The following is a 20,894-nucleotide window of genomic DNA, read 5'->3' as shown; positions in this document are numbered from 1 at the left end:
ACCAGGCTCCCAAAATGCACACAGCCCCTTGCGGGGCCATGTGCCGATCACAAGCCTGAATTCTACCCGCCTATTCGACCGAGTATCGTACGTGCCTGCTCAACCAGATCAACCGACCCTTCGCCTACCACTTCCTGCAAAAGTTCGCGAGCTCCCTCGAGATCACCCATTTCTTCATAGGCCTTGGCCAGATCAAGTTTGGTATTAACCTCTTCCCACTGCGCATCATGGGTCGCTGTAGCAGCGAGCGGAGCTTCTGCCACGGCTGGAACTTCGACTGGCGAAACAGAAGGTTCTGCGGGTTCGGCCGCCAAATCAAGATTGATTGATCCGATATCGAACTCAGGCGGAATCATCGGTTGCCCAAGGAACATGGAATCAGTCAGCTTGACGTCAAATTCGAGAGAGTCAGCATCGACCACACCCGAGTTAACCACAGTGCTCGACAGTTGAGGATGATCGGTTTCTCCACCAAAGCTCAGGATATCAGAACTAAGCAGCGTATCCGTTCCAGCCATCGGATTGACAATGGTCTGAGACATCAGCGAATCCGTATCAACAGATCCGCCACTGCCGGCCGAAGCCTCCTCATTCGTCGAGATACCGGGCTCGCCATCAGCACCAACCCAAGTACCCAGGCCAACATCAAGGTCTTCGTTGTCAGTGGCCGACGGCATGACCAAGGTACCTTCCGGAGAGAAGTCCGGGGTTGGAATGACCGATTGCTCTGGCGCCAACAACTGCTTTTCGGCGGCGTTGAAATCAAGATCTACGCCGGTCGCAAGATCACCAAATACACCTTGGTCACCGACGAGCGTCGCGACAATCTCGGGCTCCTGAACATCGTTACCGAGATCGAAATCAAGTGCACTGGAATCGATGCTGATCGGCGATTCGAGATCCGCACTGACATCGGCCAGCGAGGTCTCAGCCACGCCCTTGACCTCGGGAGCGATAGTCTGTTCGCCAAGATCAAAGTCAAGCGTCATGGCATCAGAACCCGATGCCAGCTCATCAGCCACGGAAACATCCTCGCCCAGCGCCTCATGGCCATCGGTTTCCTTCGGCAGGACCAACGTATCCCGCTCGAATTCATCGGCCAAACCAATCTCCGGCAGCGGCTCAACCCCTCCCACCAGCGGCGATAACGCTTCAGGCACTGCCTCCGGCAGCTCCAGTTCCTCTACAGGGAGAGCCACCATCGTTGCGGCAGAGACATCCGACGTACGTGAGCTGGAATATAGCGGATTGCTTGGATCAAGGCCTACGCCCAAAGCGGCAACTTTTTCCCAATCAGGCCCAACACCAGCGGTCTGCGCATACAGCTCGCTGGCCAAGGTTTCAAACTGTTTCAGGCTGTGCCGGTTGGCGTAAATTTCGAGCAATTTGGCGTGAATCGCCGTCCGTTGCGGATCCTTCTGCAAGGCCTCGAGGAGAATTTCTTCAGCCTGGGTATCGCGACCATAGGCCATGTAGACGTCCGCCTCAGCCACCGGATCAACTTCATCGGTATCAATGGTGCCGGGCCCTGTCTGACTGAACTCACCGGTCTGTGGCGGCGTATTCCCCGTATCGACGCTTTGCCCACCAGTCATCCGGAACACGGAATTTGGACCAAGACTGGATGGCATCGGTGCAGCGGTTGTTTCCAAGGCGGAGCTCTGCGTACGACGACGCTTGAACAGGAAATAGCCAGCCAGCAAAGCCAGAATACCACCACCGCCAACCAGCGGCAGCGGGTCATCAAGCAACGACTCCTCGACAACCGGCGCCGGAGCCGGCGGCGGAGCGACCACCTTCGGTTTCTCCTCAAGCTTGGGGGCCTCCGGCTTAGGCGGTTCGACCGGCTTGACCGGCTCAACTGGCTTGGTCTCTTCAACCACCTTCGGCGGCTCAACCGGTTTCGGCGCCTCCTCAACCGCTGGGGCTGGCTTGGCAATTTCGACAGGCTTTGGCGGCTCGACTGGCTTGACCACCTCAGGCGCCTTGGGCTCTTCCTTCTTGACCGGAGGTTGCTGAAGTTCAGCCAGCTTCTGGTTTTTCATTTCCAGAAGCTTCTGCAACTCATTCACATTCTTTTCAAGAGTTGCCATCCGATCCTGCGCTTCCTTCAGCGCCTTATCCTTGGCAATCTGGTCAGCCGCTTCAGCTGCCTTAGCGGCGGCAGCGCCCTTGGCTGCAGCATCGGCACGTGCCACCTTGAGCTGATCCTTGGACTGCTCGGCAGGCACTGCCTTTTCCTCTACCTTGGCCGTGATCTTGCCGGAACTGGCCTGGGCTCCCGAGGTTTCGTCCTTGGCCGGCGTCTTGGCTGTAGATGCTGCCAATTTCTGGCGATAGGCATTCCAGTCCGCCGCCTGGGCAACATAAATCTTCTTGGCTTCTTTTGGAGAAACTGCCTCAACAGCAGATTTTTCCGGAATATTCAGAATAGCGCCTGATTTCAGACGGTTAACATTTTGCCCGATAAAGGCATCCGGATTACTCTGGAACAAGCCAACCAGCATCTGCTCAAGGGACACGCCGTCGTATTTGCTTTCATCGGCAATCTTGCGCAGCGTCTCGCCCTGCCGAACAACCCGGGTTCCACTATTTTCTGCTGCCGCCTTGGGCTCAGCCGCGACCTTGGGCGCAGGTGCCGGACGCGATGCAGCAGCCTTGACCGACACTGGCCTGTCTTCGGCAGCGCCTCCACCCCGTACCGTTTCGACAATCCGCGCGTCCGCAACCGGGCGTGACGCCTGGCTGGCAGCAATTTCAGGCGGATCAAGCAGGAAGGTATATTCGCGAACAAGACGACCAGCCGGCCAGTTCAATTCGACAAGAAAGTCGAGGAAAGGCTCATTGATCGGCTTGGCCGATGACACCTTGACGACAGACTGTCCATTCGCGCGCTTTTCAACCGAAAAACGAAGATCAAGCAGGACAGTGGCGAAATCGACTCCAGCTTGCTTGAAGGCGTCCTGCGGGGCAAGACGAGCGGTCATACCGGCCACCTCATCCTTGGTGGCGCCGATATCGAGCTCTGCCCGCAGGGGCTGCCCCAACGCGGATAGCACGGTCAATTTGCCTAGCCCTGCGGCCTCGGCAAACCATGGTGCGAGCGACATGCATGATGCGACAGCGAGCGCTGCCGCACGTTTTTTGAACTTGATGTGATTAGTTTCGTTCACAGCGAAACCCTGAGTATGGAATTTGGGACTTTCAAATTAACATCATGCACTTAGCAATGCAAGCTAAACTGGCTTCTAGTTAGTTGCCCTTTGGCATATTCCCAACAAATAAAAACCGGGGTCGAAGCCCCGGTTTTTATTTGCCAGAATACCTGATCAGGCATCAAGCAGGATGCGCAGCATGCGACGCAGCGGCTCGGCGGCACCCCACAGCAACTGGTCGCCGCAGGTAAAGGCAGCCAGGTATTCCGGCCCCATGGCCATCTTGTGCAGACGGCCGACCGGCACGGTCAGCGTACCGGTGACGGCAGCCGGCGTCAGATCGCGCTCCGAGATCTCGCGATCGTTCGGCACAACCTTGGCCCACGGATTGGCCTTGGCCAGCATGTCGCTGATTTCGTCCAGCGGCACATCCTTCTTCAGCTTGATGGTCAGCGCCTGGCTATGGCAGCGCATGGCACCGATGCGGACACACAGACCATCGATCGGGATGGAGCCTGGCGAACGGAATGCCGGCCGACCAAGAATCTTGTTACACTCGGCACCGCCCTTCCATTCCTCCTTGGACTGACCGCCTTCAACCGGGACGTCAATCCACGGAATCAAGGAACCAGCCAACGGTGTATTACGGAAATTCTTCCTCGGGAAAGCATCCGAGCGGATGGTTTCAGCGACCTTGCGATCGATGTCAAGGATGGCAGAAGCCGGGTCGGCCAGCAGGTCGGCCACCGATGAATGGATGGCCCCCATCTGCGAGATCAGTTCGCGCATGTTCTGCGCACCAGCACCGGAAGCAGCCTGATAGGTCATGGACGTCGCCCATTCGATCAGGTCGTTCTGGAACAGGCCACCCAGACCCATCAGCATCAGGGAAACAGTGCAGTTGCCGCCAATCCAGTTCTTGCCACCCTTGGCCAGCGAATCCTTGATCACGTTCATGTTGACCGGGTCGAGCACAATCACAGCATCATCGGCCATGCGCAGCGCCGAGGCGGCATCAATCCAGTGGCCGTTCCAGCCGGCAGCACGCAGTTTAGGGAAGACTTCCTTGGTGTAATCGCCCCCCTGACAGGTAATGATGATTTCGCAAGCTTTCAGGGCGTCAATCGAAGAAGCATCCTGCAGCGGCAGTGACGCTTCCTTGCCGCCGAATACCGGCGCCTTGCCGCCAGCGGCAGAGGTCGAGAAATACACCGGATCGATATGGGCAAAGTCGCCCTCTTCCACCATGCGCTGCATGAGGACCGAACCAACCATACCGCGCCAACCAACCAGACCAACCTTCTTCATGACATCACTCTCCGTGAAAAACCTGTGCTCTTTTTACAGCGCCGCCAGCACGGCGTCGCCCATTTCCCTGGTGCCGACCTTGTTCGTGCCACGCTCGTAGATGTCGCCAGTACGATAACCTTGGGCCAAGACTTTTTTGACCGCGTTTTCGACACGAAGTGCCTGCTCTTCGAGGCCGAAGGTGTAACGCAGCATCATCGCCGCAGACAGGATGGTCGCCAGCGGATTGGCGACGCCCTTACCGGCGATGTCCGGCGCCGAGCCGTGCGATGGCTCGTAGAGTCCCTTGTTCTTGTCGTCCAGCGAGGCTGACGGCAGCATGCCGATCGAACCGGTCAGCATCGAAGCTTCGTCGGACAGGATGTCGCCAAACATGTTGCCGGTGACCATCACGTCGAACTGCTTCGGCGCCTTGACCAGTTGCATGGCAGCGTTATCGACCAGCATGTGGCTGAGTTCGACATCCGGGTAATCGCGTGAAATCTCGATCATCACGTCGCGCCAGAGCTGGGTGCATTCCAGCACGTTCATCTTGTCGACTGAACACAGCCTTTTGTCGCGCTTTTGGGCGGCCTGGAAGGCGACATGGCCAATGCGGCGGATTTCCGACTCGCTATAGACCATGGTGTTGAAGCCGACGCGTTCGCCATTTTCTTCGCGCACACCACGCGGCTGGCCGAAATAGATATCGCCGGTCAGTTCGCGGATGATCAGGATATCCAGCCCGGCAACCACTTCCGGCTTCAACGTCGAAGCATTGGCCAGTTCCGGGTAGAGAATGGCCGGACGCAGGTTGGCGAACAAGTTCAGATCCTTGCGGATGCCCAGCAGGCCGCGTTCCGGGCGCTGTTCGCGCGGCAGCGAGTCCCACTTGGGGCCACCAACGGCACCGAGCAGCACAGCGTCAGCAGCGCGAGCCAGCTTCTGGGTGGCTTCGGGATACGGATTGCCAGTCGCATCGACAGCACCACCACCGAGCAACGCCTCTTCCATCTCGAACTTGAGATCGAGCGAATTCAGCACACGCACCGCTTGAGCGGTAATTTCAGGACCAATGCCGTCACCCGGCAGAACACAAATCTTCATCTTTTTTCCTCGTCAGGAGAACAGCCAAGGCTGATCGACACGGCGCTTGGCCTCGAATTCGCGAATTTTTTCAGCGTGACGCAAGGTCAGGCCGATGTCGTCCCAACCATTGAGCAGGCATTCCTTGCGGAAAGCATCAATCTGGAACGGAATACCATGCCCGTCAGGGCGCACCACCGCTTGTGCAGACAAATCGACCACCAGCTTGTAGCCGGGCGTTGCCTCGACCTGCTGGAAAAGCGCCTCGATTTCAGCGGCAGGCAACACGATCGGCAGGATGCCATTCTTGAAACAGTTGTTGAAGAAAATATCGGCAAACGACTCGGCGATGATCGCCTTGAAGCCGAAATCGAGCAGCGCCCACGGCGCGTGTTCGCGCGAACTGCCACAGCCGAAGTTGGCGCGCGTCAGCAGCACCTCGGCCCCTTGATAGCGAGGCTGGTTAAGCACGAAATTCGGGTTCTTCGGGCGGCCGGTATTATCCTGCCCGGGCTGGCCGACATCCATGTAACGCCATTCGTCAAAGGCATTCGGGCCGAAGCCCGAACGCTTGATCGACTTCAGGAACTGCTTCGGAATGATCGCATCGGTATCGACGTTACTGCGGTCGAGCGGAGCAACCAGACCTTCCAGACGAACAAACTTATCCATTAATTCACCACCTTCTGCACGGCCTCGCCACCCTTCTTCAGGGTTTCGCCGACCACTTCGCCAGTCTTGTTCAACGCACCGCCTACCGCCTCTCCACCTTTCTGGAGAGCCTCACCGGTCTTCTCGGCACCGATCGCCACGTCTTTCTTGACGCCTTGCGCGGTGTTGCATCCGGCAAAGACCAGAGCCAGCAGCAAAATTGAAATCGAACGCATGAGCATCACCGATTACAGGACGTCGCGGACATCCGCAAAGCGGCCGGCAATCGCCGCCGCTGCAGCCATTGCCGGGCTGACCAAATGGGTACGCCCACCCGGCCCCTGACGCCCCTCAAAGTTGCGGTTGGAGGTTGACGCGCAACGTTCGCCCGGTTCCAGACGGTCGGCATTCATGGCCAGACACATCGAGCAACCAGGTTCGCGCCATTCAAAACCAGCCGCAACGAACACCTTGTCCAGCCCTTCGGCTTCTGCCTGCCGCTTGACCAGACCGGAACCCGGCACAGCCAGTGCCAGCTTGACGTTGGCAGCGACATGACGCCCCTTGAGCACCGAGGCGGCTTCGCGCAAATCCTCGATACGGGAATTGGTGCACGAGCCGATGAAAACCTTGTCGATGGCAATCTGGTTGATCGGGGTATTCGGATTCAGCCCCATGTACTGCAAAGCCCGTTCCATCCCCTCGCGCTTGACCGGATCTGCTTCCTTGGCCGGATCAGGCACCACGGCATCCACCGAAACGACCATCTCGGGTGAAGTACCCCAGGTCACCTGCGGACGAATGTCTTCGGCCCTCAGCGTAACGACACGGTCGAACTGTGCTCCGGCATCGGAATGCAGGGTACGCCAGTAGGCAACGGCGCGATCCCAGGTCTCGCCAGTTGGCGAGAAGGGACGCCCCTTCAGGTAATTGATCGTCGTGTCATCGACAGCAACGAAGCCCAGACGCGCGCCGCCTTCGATGGCCATGTTGCACAGGGTCATGCGACCTTCCATGCTCAGGCCACGGATGGCGCTGCCGCCGAATTCAATGGCGTAGCCCGTGCCCCCCGCCGTGCCGATGGTGCCGATAATGGCCAGCGCCACATCCTTGGCGGTAACACCCTTGCCAAGCTTGCCCTCGACTGCGACCAACATGGTCTTGGAGCGCTTCTGTAGCAGGCACTGCGTGGCCAGCACATGCTCGACCTCGGAAGTGCCGATACCATGCGCCATACAGGCAAATGCGCCATGCGTCGAAGTGTGCGAGTCGCCGCAGACAACAGTCATACCGGGCAAGGTCGCGCCGTTTTCCGGACCGACGACATGGAGAATACCCATGCGCTGATCCTTGAATGGGAAATAGGCCAGTGCCCCGACTTCGCGAATGTTGGCATCCAGCGTTTCGACCTGCTGGCGCGAGATTGGATCCTTGATCCCCTCTTCCCAGTGGTCGGTCGGCGTGTTGTGGTCCGGTGTCGCGACGATGGAGGAAACGCGCCACGGCTTGCGGCCAGCCAGCTTCAGGCCTTCAAAAGCCTGTGGGCTGGTCACTTCGTGGATGAGGTGACGATCGATGTAGAGAAGCGCCGTGCCATCAGCTTCCTGATGAACAACGTGGTTCTCCCAGAGCTTGTCGTAAAGGGTCTTCGACATGGAACTTTTAGTGGGCCGTAAAGCTTTGAATTATTGCACAGGATCGCCGGTTTTTGCCCGTTCCGGGGCATCAAGCACCGCATTACCGCCAACCCAGCCCCAGATCAGAAACAAGCCAATCAGCGCGAAAACTGAGCCAAGCGTGAAAGTCCAACCGGAGCCTAGCCAGTCCCAGGTCCGACCACTGATCAAGGCGCCGAGCAAACCACCGGCACCGAAAGACAGGCTGGAATATAGCGCCTGCCCCCGCCCCTGAGTCTTGCCGGGAAACCATAGATTGACTGCGGCGATTGCCGATGCGTGATAGGCCCCAAAGGTCAGACCATGCAGCAACTGGACAAAAATCATGATAGCGGCAGACTCGACGCCCCAGCCCATCAGCAAAAAACGAACGACGGCGGCGGCAAAACAGGCCAGCAGAATGGTTCGTAGCGAAAAACGCTTCGCCAGGCGCGCCATGCACATGAAAGCGACGATTTCCGCCACCACACCGAGCGACCAAAGCAGCCCAACCTCTGTCTTGGTGTAGCCATGGGCATCGAGATGGATCGAATAGAAGACATAGAAGGCGCCGTGCGCTGCCGACATGGCAAAACAGGCGGCCATCAGCGCGAACACTTTCGGCTGACGGAGAATGGCGCCAATCGGCTGAGCGTCTCGGGGGTGCGGAAGCGGTGGCGACTCGGGCAAGGTCAGCGCATAGAGCAGAATGCCAACCAGGATCACCCAGCACACCCAGAGCACGCCCACCGGCGGCGCAATATCGAGTAGCGCCCCGGTCGCCATGACGGCAATGATGAACCCGATCGAACCCCAAAGACGGATACGACTGTAACGCCCACGCTCGTCACGCAGATGATCGAAGGTCAGCGTTTCAACCAGAGGTAGCGCGGCACTCCAAAAAAATGCCAAAACTGCCATCGCAAGCAGCATGGCAGGTAATTTATCGAGCCAGAAAAACGCGGTAAATCCGGCCAGGCCAATCAGCCCCGCCAGACGAATGATCGCTAGGCGCCGACCGAAACGATCTGCCAGCCACCCCCACAGATTGGGGCCAAACAGACGCATCAGCTGCATCTGCGACATCAACAGTCCGATGTCCCAGGCAGAAAAACTCAGGGATTGGAGATAGAGCCCGAAATAGGGCGAAAACGCGCCAATGAAGGCGAAATAGAAAAAGTAATAGCCCGAGAGGCGCCAGTAAGGCAAAGCATGCATCCGGTGATTTTACCGGATGCAGCGTCGGGCAAAGGCGCTAATCAGGCCTTGACGGATTGCTGGCCAGCACGGAAAGCAAGCAGCAGATGGTAGATCTCGTCCTTCAGTTTGACGCGCTGCTTCTTCATGTCTTCCATGGTGAAGTCGGCAACTGGCATGTCATGTTCCTCCAGATCTTCGACCTTGCCGGTCAGGCGGCTATAGGAAGCGAACTGTCTGGCGAAATAGGCATTGCTGGTCTTGAGTGCTTCGATCGCGTCCTTGAATTCCGGAAATTCCTGATACAGATCGTGGTGATCGACTTGCATATTTTCTCTCCCTATTGCATTGACCTGCCGCCAACGCGGCAAAAATAAATACTACGCGATTTTCCCCGGAATGCGCGGCGTCGCACATAGCACATCGCCACACTGGGCACGATGACGCAAAGCATGATCCATCAGAACCAAGGCCAGCATCGCTTCGGCAATCGGCGTGGCACGAATGCCGACACAGGGGTCATGCCGCCCCTCGGTTGCCACCTCAATAGCCTCCCCCTGGCGATTGATCGAGCGGCGCGACTGGGCAATTGACGAGGTCGGCTTGATCGCCATATTGACCACGATTTCCTGCCCTGTCGAAATACCACCGAGCACACCACCGGCATGGTTGGTCGCAAAGCCCTGTGGCGTCATTTCATCGCCATGCTCGCTGCCTTTCTGGGCGACCGAATCGAAACCGGCACCGATTTCAACCCCCTTGACGGCATTGATCCCCATCATCGCGTAGGCGATCTCGGCATCGAGCCGATCATAGACCGGCTCACCCCAACCCGGAGGCACACCGGTAGCGGTTACAGTGATCTTGGCGCCCACAGAGTCCAGCGACTTGCGCAGCTTATCCATATAAGCCTCCAGCTCCGGCACGATGGCCGAATTCGGCGCAAAGAAGGCGTTGCCATCAATCGCATCAGCACTAACAAACGGAATTTCGATTGGCCCGAGCGCACTCATCCAGCCACGAATCGCCACCCCGAAGCGTTCGTGCAGCCACTTGCGGGCAATCGCCCCGGCCGCCACGCGCACCGCCGTCTCGCGGGCTGACGAACGGCCACCGCCACGATAGTCACGAAATCCGTATTTCTGGGTGTAGGCATAGTCGGCATGGCCAGGACGGAAAGTATCGGCAATGTTGCCGTAATCCTTGCTGCGCTGGTCCTGGTTGCGAATCAACAAGCCAATCGGTGTGCCGGTCGTCTTCCCCTCGAAGACACCGGAGAGAATCTCAACAGTATCCGGTTCGCGGCGCTGCGTCACATGACGAGAAGTACCCGGTTTGCGGCGATCCAGTTCCGCCTGTATATCGGCCTCGCATAAGGCCAGCCCCGGCGGACAACCGTCAACCACGCAGCCAATGGCCGGGCCATGCGACTCACCAAAAGAGGTAACAGTAAACAAAGTACCAAATGTATTGCCGGACATGGATGGACTGGTTTTTTGATCAGGGCATTGAGTTTATCACGTCGTGAAATTCGGCTGCCTTTTGCCATCCAAACAAAGCAATGAAAAGGGCGGCCGGAGCCGCCCCTGCAAGAACTTCCGCCACATCAGGCCGCCGGTGTTTCGCTCGGCCAGTTCTTGATATAGCTCTTCAGCATCTTGTTCTCGAAGCTCTGCTCTTCGAGCACCGCCTTGGCGACATCGAGAAAGGAAATGACACCCATCAGCGTATCGCCATCAATCACCGGCAAGTAACGCGAGCGTTTTTCTATCATCAGACGGCGCAGATCATTGGCCTCCATGTCCGGAAAGGCCGTCACCGGGTTGGCCACCATGACATCCCCGACCGTGATGCCATCCGGACTCGATGCATGCTGCCTAAGGGCCAGCAGAACCTCGCGGAAGGTCAGCATCCCAACCATCTTTCCGGCCTCCATGACCACCAGTGACCCAACATCAAGATCCGCCATGGAGTCGATGGCGACCGCCAGCGGCTGCTGCGGCGTCACGGTATAAAGCGTGCCGCCCTTGACGCGAAGGATTTCCCGAACCTGCATCGCTTTCTCCCGCTCTAACAGTTAATTGACCGGAATGATCTTAGAACATCCTCCTGAATTCTGGAAGAAGCATGGCACCACCCTGCCGGGGCATAGTCAAACGTAAATGCGAGATCATCAAGCGCACAAATAATCGTCAATGCATTTACTGAATTTAATGAAATTGGCACTTGCACAACGTCATAGTCATATATATACTTCGTAATATTACCTAAGTCATACTTCGCTAGGATGCTTGGGTAGCCTTATTACACTAGCGTATGGAGAATGGATGATGAGCACTGTAAAGACCATCGAAAAGATCGACGCCCGCGAAATCCGCCGCAAGCTCGGCCTTAACCAACAGCAATTCTGGTCCACCCTGGGCGTTACCCAGAGCGGCGGTTCCCGCTATGAAAGCGGTCGCAGCATGCCGAAGCCGGTGCGCGAACTGCTGCGTCTGGTTCACGTTGAGCAAGTCGATATCAAGAGCATCAAGCGTGACGACTGGGAAGTTGTCGAGTATTTGAAGTCGCAGGAACCGGAACTGTTCAAGTCCCTGAAGAAGTCGGCTCGCAGCCACGCAAAAAAAGCGGCCTGATTTTTGCCCGAACAAGGGCATCAATCGCGAAAACGGGCATTACGGGGATACAGAAACCCGGATGCCCGTTTCTTTTTCTATCTGTTCACCAAAAGCAGTCAGCTCAACGGTCGACAGCGCACTGAGACGCGGTGCCGCGGGCTGCAGTGACGGCCGGGCCAAACCGTAAAGATGCACGCCGGCAAGTTTCTTGGCCAAAGGGCGCAGAAAATCACAATAGGCCATTCGCGACTCAGCCGATGGCATAACTCCATCCAGCGCAAACCAGCAGGTCTGAACCCAGGTTCGGGCTAGCCCCGCGCAAATCTCCAGATTTTTGGCCGTCTTTTCCGGAACCCCAGGAACGCCATTAATTTCAGCCACCTCAGCGGCAACGGCACGATCAACCTTGAACCAGACCTCCCCATCGAATTCCGCCAGACGCTGGATACCCAATTGAACATCCGGGCGATGCATCAAACTGCCATTGGTGATTAGACGCACCGGCAGATTGCCGAGCAGACCAAATCTTTTCAGCACATCACCGACTCGGGCAACTGCCTCTGCGAATTCCGCCGCGCTGGTTGGCTCGCCGTTTCCGGAAAACGCCACATCCATCAGATGCCGCGCTTCGGGCGGCACCTGCCGCTGCATGAAATCACCATTTATGACATCTTCGAGAAAGCCAGCCAATTCGGTTTCCAGGCGATCCAGATCGATCGGTGGCGGGCCGCCGCGCGTCAGGTTCTCGACCTGACAATATAGACAAGCCCAGTTGCACGCGTTGTTGGGATTGAGATTGATACCAATCGACACCCCACCGGCGCGACGCGACACAACGGGGTAAACGTAGAGCAAACCGGCACTATCCCGGCGGTGATCATCAATGGAGAGCATGGCGCATTGTATAATCCGCGACCGCCTTGTCGAGCAATATGCCCATGTTGATTACCCGCCGCCTCGAATTCGATGCCGGGCACCGCATCCCCGACCACAAAAGCCAGTGCCGCCATCTGCACGGGCATCGCTACGCCATTGAAATCACCCTCTCCGGTAGCGTGATCGACAAGGCCGGAGATGCCGCAAACGGCATGGTGATGGATTTTTCGCAAGTCAAGGACCTGGCCAACCTCCATCTGGTCAAGGAATGGGACCACGCCTTTCTTGCCTTTGCAGGTGACAAGGCCATTGTCGATTTCCTGTCGTCGCTGCCTGGACACAAGACAGTCATCCTCGATCGTGTGCCAACCGCCGAAAATCTGGCCCGACTTGCCTTCGAGCGACTCGATGCGGTTTACCGGGACACCTACGGCAACCACCTGCAACTGGAACAGGTAAGACTCTACGAAACGCCCAACTGCTGGGCCGATGCTTTACGCACCAAGCTGGATTGAGCCGGAAAACATCTCCCCTTATACTGCTGGAATAGAGCAGAGGCATCACCGGATGCCGGGGAGCGTGAGATGCAGAACAAGACCGCCAATAAACGCGGAACAGCCTCACCAGAACGGGGCACCGGATTGCCATGACCCAGCGCACCGGCAACACCCCCAATACAGCGCTGGTACTCACCGGTGGTGGAGCGCGGGCAGCCTACCAAGTAGGCGTTTTGCTGGCCGTTGCCAAGCTTTCGAGCAATCGACGGCAAAACCCGTTCCCCATTCTTTGTGGCACCTCGGCAGGGGCCATCAACGCAGCCAGCATCGCCTGTCTGGCCGACAACTTTGGCAAAGCCGTCTCCGTTCTTGCCTCCTTCTGGCGCAACATGCACGCTGGCGACATCTATCGCGCCGACCCGTTGGGGATTGGTCTTTCAGGCGCACGCTGGTTATCGACACTAACCATGGGCTGGCTGCTTCACAACCCGCCGCGCTCCCTGCTCGACAATGCCCCCCTCCGCGAATTATTGACTCGCCACCTCGACTTCCGCGGCATCGAACGTTCCATAGCCAATGGCGCCCTGCACGCTCTGAGCATCTCGGCTTCCGGTTATGAATCGGGCGACAACATCAATTTTTTCCAGGGCAACCCCGACGCCCAGCCTTGGCGCCGCGTCCAGCGCATCGGCATCCGCGCGGAGATCGGTGTCGACCATCTGCTTGCCTCAAGCGCCATTCCGTTCATTTTTCCTGCCACCAAAATTCATCGAGAGTACTTCGGTGATGGATCGATGCGTCAATTAGCACCGATCTCGCCAGCCATCCACCTCGGCGCAGAACGTGTACTGATCGTCGGTGCTGGTCGCAAGAACGAGCACCAGGAAAGACGGCGCACAGACAGCCATCCCTCGCTGGCACAAATCGCCGGCCATGCACTTTCCAGCATTTTTCTTGACAGCCTGGCGGTCGACATTGAACGAATGCAGCGCATTAACCGCACGCTATCCGCAATTCCGCCAGAAACCAGAAAAAAAAGCGATATTCCGCTGCGCCCGATACGCACCTTGATCATTTCGCCGTCCGAACGCCTGGAGCGAATCGCGGCCCAAAATGCCAACTCCCTGCCATGGGCGATGAAGATGATGCTCGGTGGAATCGGCGGCATGAACCGCCGCAACGGCACACTAACCAGCTACCTTTTGTTCGAAAAACCCTATACGCGAGCCCTGATTGATCTGGGCTACGCGGACACAATGGCTCGCTCACAGGAAGTTGGCGACTTCCTCGATCTCTGAAATATCAATGGTGGGCCCCACGGAGATTCGAGTGACATTTCCATGCAATTGCGCATTATCCAACCCATTTTCCCGAGGTAACAATCCGCTACACAACAGACACAGATCGATAGCGCCGAAAGCCTACACTGTCCATATTGTGCACCGCACAAGAACGAACACAAGGAGCGCTGGAATGAATGTCGATTACCAACAGATATACACAGACCTTCGTACATGCAAACTGTCATTCGATCAGTTCATGGACGTCATGAGCGATGTATACAGCACCGGTTACAAGAATGGTTTAAAAGCAGGTGAGCAGGCAAGCCCCCGCTCGGAGAAGGCAGTCCACAGCGGACCTGCCAAACGGCTAGAGTACGAAGCCGTTTTCTAGGGAACACGAAGTCTTTCTTCGCCCAATTATTCGGAGCCTGGTGCAAAACAACACCAACCAGTAAGTCGGCAGAATCCCCTGATGCAGAAAGACAAAACCCGCGCCATCACTCAGGATTTACGCGGGTTTAGCTATTTTTACTTGGCGGGTCCGGTGAGATTCGAACTCACGATGGGTTTCCCCACGCCGGTTTTCAAGACCGGTGCATTCAACCGCTCTGCCACAGACCCGAGAGGCGCGCATGATAGCACAATCGCTACCGGCGGCCAGCCTGCCGGATCACTCAGGAATAATTGAAACTTCGGCCCCGCTCCGTTAGTCTTAACACCTGTCGAAATAATATAAGGGAGTTTCCCGCATGAACACCAACTTCGAGATTGCCAACCAGGGCTCTTCGGGGCTTGCACTGCAGCAGAACCGCGTTCTGCGCAATACCTACATGCTACTCGGCCTGTCCATGGTGCCGACGGTTATCGGCGCACTGGTCGGCATCCAGATGGGATTCAGCTTCCTGGCGGGCAGCCCTCTCATGTCTTTCCTGCTCTTCATGGGCATCGCCATGGGCTTCATGTGGGGCATTGAGAAAAACAAGGACAGCGGCCTGGGTGTCGCCCTGCTGCTCGGCTTTACCTTCTTCATGGGCCTGATGCTGTCGCGCATCCTGCAAGTCGCGCTAGGTTTCTCCAATGGCGGCTCGATGATTGCCATGGCGGCAGGCGGCACGGGTGCCGTGTTCTTCACGATGTCGACCGTCGCCGCTGTCAGCAAGCGGGATTTCACCGGCATGGGAAAATTCCTGTTCGTCGGCATGATCGTCATTTTGCTCGCTGCCGTTGCGAACATCTTCTTCCAGATTCCTGCGCTGTCGCTGACCATTGCCGTCGCAGTCGTTGGCATCTTCTCGGCTTATATCCTGTACGACATCAGCCGTATCGTCCAAGGCGGCGAAACCAACTACGTCAGTGCCACCCTGGCGGTCTATCTGGACGTATACAACGTATTCGTCAGCCTACTGCAGCTGATCATGGCGTTCACCGGCGAGCGCGACTGAGCGCGGTTCATCAGTCGCAAAAAAGGCGGCCAAGGCCGCCTTTTTCATGCGCTCTCGAACCACTCGATCATGGCAGTTCGAAAACGGCAATCGATTCAACATGCGCGGTATGGGGAAACATATTGACCGCACCAGCCGAGACGAAGCGATACCCCTTCTCCGTCACCAACACTGCCGCATCACGGGCCAGGGTTCCCGGATTGCAGGAAACGTAGACAATGCGCTTCGGCGCATCCTTGCCAATTGCCCGGACCAGTTCGACAGCCCCCTCACGCGGCGGATCGATCAGCATTTTGTCGAAACGACCAAGCGCGGCCAGCGATTGTTCGGTGCATTCGAACAGGTTGGCGACGCCGAACTCGACGTGATCGGCCAACCCATTCGCCGCCGCACTCTCCCGCCCGCGCCGAACCAGGGCGGCACTGCCTTCGACGCCGATTACTGTCGCTCCGGACCGGGCGATCGGCAAGGTAAAATTCCCCAAGCCACAAAACATGTCGGCAATCCGCTCGCTTGGCTGCGGATCGAGTAGGCGCAAAGCCCGGCGAACCAGCACCCGATTCACCGCGTGATTGACCTGCGTGAAATCGGTCGGCTTGAAATCAAACTCGAGGCCGAACTCGGGAAGGGTGTACGAAAGGCGCGGCCCACCGCTCGGATAAAACCGGAAGGCCGTATCAGGCCCTTTGGGCTGCAAGTAAAAAACGACATCGTTCCGGTCGACAAAATCGCACAACAAGCGCTCATCGGCCGGGGTCAGCGGATCGAGAATACGTAACAGCAGCGCCGTGCAGTGCTCGCCAACCGCCACGTCGACCTCACGTATGCGCTCGGCGATCGACAGGGCCGCAAACAGCTCGCGCATCGGCATCAACAACGCCGAGACATGCGGCGGCAAAATGGCGCAACTTCGAATATCTGCAATGTAGCTACTGCGCCACTCATGAAAACCAATCAGCATACCGCCGCTTTTCGACACCCGGCGGACAGCAAGGCGGGCGCGATGTCGATACCCCCACGGTTCCCCTTGAATCGGCGGCAGCATCGTTTCCGGGCGAATGCGGCCAATGTGCCAGAGACTATCTTCAAGCACGCGCTGCTTGGCGGCGACCTGGGCAGAAGGCTCCATGTGCTGCATGGCGCAACCGCCGCAGACCCCAAAATGCGGGCAGCACGGCTCGACCCGCGCAGTCGACGGCTTAATCACATGAACCAGATGCGCCAGCTCGAATTTCGACTTCCTCCGAAAGCTGGCGTATTCGACGGTTTCTCCAGGCAGGGCGCCGTCGACAAATATGGCTTTGCCCTCTTGACGAGTGATGCCCCGTGCTTCGTGGTCCAGCGATTCGATTTTCCCGATCGGCACGGTCAACTCCGAAAAAGCGCGAATTCTATCAATCGGTTACACTAAGCGCCATGGCTCGCGAATTGATCACCACCTGGGCAGACTATCAGACGGCAATTGACCGGCTATTGGTCATTGCCAGCCATAAAATCAGAATTTACGACGAAGATTTGCTCTCTCTGAAGCTGGAATCGGAACCCCGCCTGGCCTGCATCAAGCGCGTTCTGCAAAGCGGGCACGACGATATCCTGCAAATGGCGCTCCGAAATGCAACGCCGCTTCGTCAACAGCAACCAATATTGCTAAGGCTTCTGAGCACCTACGGGCACACCGCGGCAGTGCAGGAAACACCACCCCAACTGGCCCATCTGCGGGACAGCATGATTATCGTCGATGACAAGCATGCCCTGATCCGCTTTGAACGCGACCTGCCCCGCAGCAAATTGCTGATCGATGAAATCGATGAAATTCGTCCGTATCTGACACGTTTTCGTGAAATCTGGACAGAAGGTGGGGAAAGCGTAACTGTCACCACCCTGGGGCTGTGATACGCAACTGCCATGATGCAGAGCAACAACCCGCGCCCAACAACGGCAATATATTGATATAATCTTGGACTGGTCAGGTAGCTCCTGACCTCTGAATAATCAGATTATATTGGTTCTTGTCGATAAGGAAATCCCATGAATAAGTCTATTCTCGTTGCTGCTCTGATCGCTGTTGCCCTGTCCGCTTGCGGCAAGAAGGAAGAGCCGGCTGTTGCCGCTCCGGCCCCGGCTCCGGTTGCCGCCCCGGCTCCTGAAGCTGCCAAGCCGGCTGAAGCCGCTGCTCCGGCTGCCGCTGAAGCCGCCAAGCCGGCTGAAGCCGCTGCTCCGGCTGCCGCTGAAGCCGCCAAGCCGGCCGAAGCCGCTGCTCCGGCTGCTGACGCTGCCAAGAAGTAATACTACTTCTTGCACCAATAAAAAACGGGGCTTCGGCCCCGTTTTTTATTGCCCATCAACTTTTCTACACCAAGCTGCGCCAATCAAATCCGTCTTCCGGCGTCGCCACCCCCACCTGCTCAGGCGGGCAAGCCAGCGTCTCGCTAATCAGGCGCACCACCAGCTCTGGCAGGTTATTACGCTCGCTCAAATGGGCCGCCACCAGATGTTGAAGGTTTGAGCAGTCAATCAAATTAAGAAGTGCAGCGGCTGCGGAATTTTCCAAATGACCATAGCGCCCGGAGATTCGCCGTTTGAGCGAAATCGGATAGGTTGAGCGCTCAAGCATCTCGGCATCATGGTTGAACTCAAGAACCAAGCCAGCGCAGCCGGATAATACTTCGCAGACATGCGGGGTCGTTTCGCCAATATCGGTCAACACACCCAGACGACGTCCCGCCCCCGAAAACACATACTGAACGGGTTCCCGCGCATCATGCGGCACAGGAAACGGCAAGATCTCGAGGTCACCGACAGTAAAGGAACGATGACTATCGATAATGCGCAGATCGATGCCATCACCATCGTCCCGACAGGCACCCCAGGTCCCATGCGTCATCCATATCGGGAGCCCGAATTTACGGGCTAGCCGGAAAACTCCGCCGACATGGTCGCCATGTTCATGGGTAACAAGAATACCGGCCAGATCGGCCGGTTGCCGGCCCAGACGCTGCAGCCTGGTTACGGTTTCCCGCAACCCGAAGCCGCAATCGAGCATCAGGCAGGTTGCCCCATGCTCGACCAGCAGCGCATTGCCTGCGCTGCCACTGCCGAGCGAGGCAAAACGGATCACTGCAACTGCTGAAGGAGCAGGCCGAGAATCTTCTTTGCAGTTTCCGACTTGTCGGTACCGCCCTCGCTGGACAGAACCTTGACAACACTCTGTTGCCCATCTTCGCTGACGTAGATGCGGTACTGCACCTTGGAACTGGCCGGCTCAGCGCTCTTCCAGAAGGTCAGCTTGGACAGGAAACCATCATCCTTCTTGCGGTTATCGACTTCCGGGTCGACGTAACGCACGAAGTACAGGCCACGCGAACGGTCACGATCTTCGACGGTAAAGCCGACGCGATCCAGCGCCAGACCGACACGACGCCAAGTACGGTCAAAACGTTCGAATACCTCCAGGGTTCCGGCGCCATCATCGGATTTGGCCAGCTTGGCGCGCGGTTCAGCCTTGGCGGCAGCGAGCGAGACTTCGGCTCGTTTTTCTTCAGAACCCAGGCGCACCATCAGGCGGCGCAGCATTTCTGCTTCCAGCTCCGGATCAGCAGCACGCGGCTGCCACCGGGTATCATCCTTGGCCGATGAGGTATAGACCTCTTCCATGCCACGGTGGCTGATGAAAACGTCAGTCGTTCCCGGCGTAGTACCCGGCTCGAAGCGAGTGCGGAATTTGTCCCGCTCCCCTGTCGAGTAGAGGGAGTCCAGCAACTTGCCCAGCGTATTGCGAATGAAATCCTGGCCGATCTTGGCGCGGTTTTCGGCCCAGTCGGTTTCCATCACACCAGCTTCGGGGCGTTCGACCGAAATGATGAAGCCGGTTTCCTGCCAGAAGTCCTTGACCGTATCCCACAGCTTATCTGCCGGAACGGCAACGACCAGCCAACGCTGATTGCCAGAGCGTTCGACACGAACTTTGTCGACCTGCGGCAGCACCACGGAATTCTGCGCCTGGGCCAGCGGGGTCCGGTCGGCGCTGTAGGCCGAGAATGTCGCACTGCCCTTGCCGGCGGCATCGGGCACCAGATAGCGGTCATCACGAGTGATCTGCGTCAGGTCTGGAGGCACTTCAAGCGTCGGCGCTTTGCCGGCCGACTTGTATTCGATCTTGCGGGAGTCAGGGAGAATGCCGCATCCGGCCAGCGCTAATGCCAGCAGGGAAAGGGCGAGGCCGGAAAGCCGACGATTCATATTTTCTTTACTCCGTCAGGCGACGAGGCCGGCCTGGCGCAACGCAGCCAGGACACGTGGTTGATTGGCTTCGGAAAGCGTGGTCAGGGGCAGGCGGATGCCATTGGGCATCAGGCCCAGCTTGTGCACAGCCCACTTGACCGGGATTGGATTGGCTTCGCAGAACAGATCGCGGTGCAAGGCAAGCACTTTGAAGTGAATTTCCCGGGCCTTGGCGATGTCGCCACTGGCAGCGGCGACGCACATTTCATGCATCAGGCGCGGTGCCACATTGGCCGTCACCGATATATCGCCGTGGAAACCGAGACTGATCGTCGCCACAGCCGTCATGTCATCGCCGGTGTAAAGCGCGAAATCCTTCGGGGCACGGGCGATCAGATCACAGGCCCGATCGATGTTGCCGGTCGCATCCTTGACACCGACGATGCCCGGCACTTCGGCCAGGCGCAGAATGGTGTCGTTGGACATGTCGGCCACAGTACGACCCGGCACGTTGTAGAGAATGACCGGCAGCTCGACCGCTTCGGCAATCGCCTTGAAATGGCGATAGAGGCCTTCCTGGGTCGGCTTGTTGTAGTAGGGCACGACGGACAGCGCCATGTTGGCACCGGCCTTCTTGGCGAACTCGGTCAGCTCGATGGCTTCAGCCGTCGAATTGGCTCCGGTTCCGGCAATGACCGGAATGCGGCCGGCGACATGATCAACGGCGATCTTGATCAGTTCACAATGCTCCTCGACATTGACCGTCGGCGATTCGCCGGTCGTACCAACGACTACGATGGCATCAGTGCCTTCCTGCACATGGAAGTCGAGCAGATTGCGAAAGGAGTTCAAATCGAGGCTGCCATCCTCATGCATGGGCGTAACGATGGCGACAATGGATCCGGTAATCATGGCCTGTATATGAA

The 20,894-nt window shown here is 57.6% G+C and carries 22 protein-coding genes and 1 tRNA gene; 7 read left to right on the top strand and 16 right to left on the bottom strand.

All coding sequences use genetic code 11. From position 1 onward, the window contains the following. Window positions 1–62: 62 nt before the first annotated feature. The 10 genes from DARO_RS04530 to DARO_RS04485 form a co-directional block, all read right to left on the bottom strand. The gene (locus DARO_RS04530; RefSeq protein WP_157037136.1) at window positions 63–3,110 is read right to left on the bottom strand and encodes a FimV/HubP family polar landmark protein; all 3,048 of its coding nucleotides are present in this window, start codon (window positions 3,108–3,110) and stop codon (window positions 63–65) included. Window positions 3,111–3,329: 219 nt separating this feature from the next. After that, on the bottom strand, window positions 3,330–4,463 hold the full coding sequence (asd, locus tag DARO_RS04525; protein WP_011286630.1) for an aspartate-semialdehyde dehydrogenase: 1,134 nt from the start codon (window positions 4,461–4,463) through the stop codon (window positions 3,330–3,332). A gap of 33 nt (window positions 4,464–4,496) precedes the next feature. Beyond that, complete coding sequence (leuB, locus tag DARO_RS04520; RefSeq protein ID WP_011286629.1) at window positions 4,497–5,549, bottom strand: 3-isopropylmalate dehydrogenase; 1,053 nt, start codon at window positions 5,547–5,549, stop codon at window positions 4,497–4,499. Between the two features lie 12 nt (window positions 5,550–5,561). After that, window positions 5,562–6,200 (bottom strand): 3-isopropylmalate dehydratase small subunit, encoded by a 639-nt coding sequence (leuD, locus tag DARO_RS04515; protein WP_011286628.1) that lies wholly within the window; start codon window positions 6,198–6,200, stop codon window positions 5,562–5,564. Then, window positions 6,200–6,415 carry an entericidin EcnAB gene (locus DARO_RS04510; RefSeq protein WP_011286627.1) on the bottom strand — a complete coding sequence of 72 codons (216 nt, stop codon included), beginning with the start codon at window positions 6,413–6,415 and terminating at the stop codon, window positions 6,200–6,202. Before DARO_RS04510 ends, leuD begins: the two co-directional genes overlap by 1 nt. Before the next feature lie 12 nt (window positions 6,416–6,427). Further along, window positions 6,428–7,834, bottom strand: coding sequence for a 3-isopropylmalate dehydratase large subunit (gene leuC / locus DARO_RS04505; protein WP_011286626.1), 1,407 nt, complete (start codon window positions 7,832–7,834; stop codon window positions 6,428–6,430). Window positions 7,835–7,864: 30 nt separating this feature from the next. Next, window positions 7,865–9,052, bottom strand: coding sequence for an MFS transporter (locus tag DARO_RS04500; RefSeq protein WP_011286625.1), 1,188 nt, complete (start codon window positions 9,050–9,052; stop codon window positions 7,865–7,867). 41 nt (window positions 9,053–9,093) lie between these two features. Continuing rightward, on the bottom strand, window positions 9,094–9,360 hold the full coding sequence (locus DARO_RS04495; RefSeq protein WP_011286624.1) for a DUF465 domain-containing protein: 267 nt from the start codon (window positions 9,358–9,360) through the stop codon (window positions 9,094–9,096). A 51-nt stretch (window positions 9,361–9,411) separates the two neighbouring features. Further along, window positions 9,412–10,512, bottom strand: a complete 1,101-nt coding sequence (gene aroC / locus DARO_RS04490; RefSeq protein WP_011286623.1) for a chorismate synthase — start codon at window positions 10,510–10,512, stop codon at window positions 9,412–9,414. 125 nt (window positions 10,513–10,637) lie between these two features. Next, complete coding sequence (locus tag DARO_RS04485) at window positions 10,638–11,087, bottom strand: CBS domain-containing protein (RefSeq protein ID WP_011286622.1); 450 nt, start codon at window positions 11,085–11,087, stop codon at window positions 10,638–10,640. Window positions 11,088–11,361: 274 nt separating this feature from the next. On the opposite strand from DARO_RS04485, the gene DARO_RS04480 reads away from it, so the two are divergent. Further along, a complete protein-coding gene (locus DARO_RS04480; protein WP_041224730.1) occupies window positions 11,362–11,667 on the top strand; it encodes a transcriptional regulator in 306 nt (101 codons plus the stop codon). A gap of 39 nt (window positions 11,668–11,706) precedes the next feature. Here the strand turns inward: DARO_RS04480 and DARO_RS04475 are convergent, their stop codons facing one another. Further along, window positions 11,707–12,543, bottom strand: a complete 837-nt coding sequence (locus DARO_RS04475) for a radical SAM protein (protein ID WP_011286620.1) — start codon at window positions 12,541–12,543, stop codon at window positions 11,707–11,709. 44 nt (window positions 12,544–12,587) lie between these two features. Between DARO_RS04475 and queD the strand changes: the two genes are divergently transcribed. From queD to DARO_RS23015, 3 genes are all read left to right on the top strand, one after another. Next, window positions 12,588–13,040: a 6-carboxytetrahydropterin synthase QueD gene (queD, locus tag DARO_RS04470; RefSeq protein ID WP_041224211.1), complete on the top strand. Its 453-nt coding sequence runs from the start codon at window positions 12,588–12,590 to the stop codon at window positions 13,038–13,040. Between the two features lie 131 nt (window positions 13,041–13,171). Continuing rightward, a complete protein-coding gene (locus DARO_RS04465; protein ID WP_011286618.1) occupies window positions 13,172–14,320 on the top strand; it encodes a patatin-like phospholipase family protein in 1,149 nt (382 codons plus the stop codon). Window positions 14,321–14,495: 175 nt separating this feature from the next. Further along, the gene (locus tag DARO_RS23015) at window positions 14,496–14,696 is read left to right on the top strand and encodes a hypothetical protein (RefSeq protein ID WP_041224210.1); all 201 of its coding nucleotides are present in this window, start codon (window positions 14,496–14,498) and stop codon (window positions 14,694–14,696) included. 142 nt (window positions 14,697–14,838) lie between these two features. Here the strand turns inward: DARO_RS23015 and DARO_RS04455 are convergent. After that, window positions 14,839–14,926: transfer RNA gene (locus tag DARO_RS04455), tRNA-Ser, on the bottom strand. Between the two features lie 128 nt (window positions 14,927–15,054). Here DARO_RS04455 and DARO_RS04450 point away from each other — a divergent pair. Next, window positions 15,055–15,747, top strand: coding sequence for a Bax inhibitor-1/YccA family protein (locus DARO_RS04450; protein ID WP_011286617.1), 693 nt, complete (start codon window positions 15,055–15,057; stop codon window positions 15,745–15,747). 67 nt (window positions 15,748–15,814) lie between these two features. Here DARO_RS04450 and rlmD read toward each other — a convergent pair whose 3' ends face one another. Next, window positions 15,815–17,113 (bottom strand): 23S rRNA (uracil(1939)-C(5))-methyltransferase RlmD, encoded by a 1,299-nt coding sequence (gene rlmD / locus DARO_RS04445; RefSeq protein WP_011286616.1) that lies wholly within the window; start codon window positions 17,111–17,113, stop codon window positions 15,815–15,817. Between the two features lie 50 nt (window positions 17,114–17,163). Between rlmD and DARO_RS04440 the strand changes: the two genes are divergently transcribed. Both DARO_RS04440 and DARO_RS04435 read left to right on the top strand, forming a co-directional pair. Further along, complete coding sequence (locus DARO_RS04440) at window positions 17,164–17,640, top strand: DUF7931 domain-containing protein (protein ID WP_011286615.1); 477 nt, start codon at window positions 17,164–17,166, stop codon at window positions 17,638–17,640. Between the two features lie 135 nt (window positions 17,641–17,775). After that, window positions 17,776–18,033, top strand: coding sequence for a hypothetical protein (locus tag DARO_RS04435; protein WP_011286614.1), 258 nt, complete (start codon window positions 17,776–17,778; stop codon window positions 18,031–18,033). 64 nt (window positions 18,034–18,097) lie between these two features. Here the strand turns inward: DARO_RS04435 and DARO_RS04430 are convergent, their stop codons facing one another. The 3 genes from DARO_RS04430 to dapA are packed head-to-tail and all read right to left on the bottom strand — an operon-like array spanning window position 18,098 to window position 20,880. Continuing rightward, complete coding sequence (locus tag DARO_RS04430) at window positions 18,098–18,865, bottom strand: MBL fold metallo-hydrolase (RefSeq protein WP_011286613.1); 768 nt, start codon at window positions 18,863–18,865, stop codon at window positions 18,098–18,100. Then, window positions 18,862–19,986 (bottom strand): NlpB/DapX family lipoprotein, encoded by a 1,125-nt coding sequence (gene bamC / locus DARO_RS04425; RefSeq protein WP_011286612.1) that lies wholly within the window; start codon window positions 19,984–19,986, stop codon window positions 18,862–18,864. Before bamC ends, DARO_RS04430 begins: the two co-directional genes overlap by 4 nt. A gap of 15 nt (window positions 19,987–20,001) precedes the next feature. Then, a complete protein-coding gene (gene dapA / locus DARO_RS04420; RefSeq protein WP_011286611.1) occupies window positions 20,002–20,880 on the bottom strand; it encodes a 4-hydroxy-tetrahydrodipicolinate synthase in 879 nt (292 codons plus the stop codon). Window positions 20,881–20,894: the final 14 nt, after the last annotated feature.

The organism is Dechloromonas aromatica RCB (genome assembly GCF_000012425.1).
The sequence above is the reverse complement of the archived record's forward strand: the minus strand, read 5'-3'. Positions and strand labels throughout refer to the sequence as shown.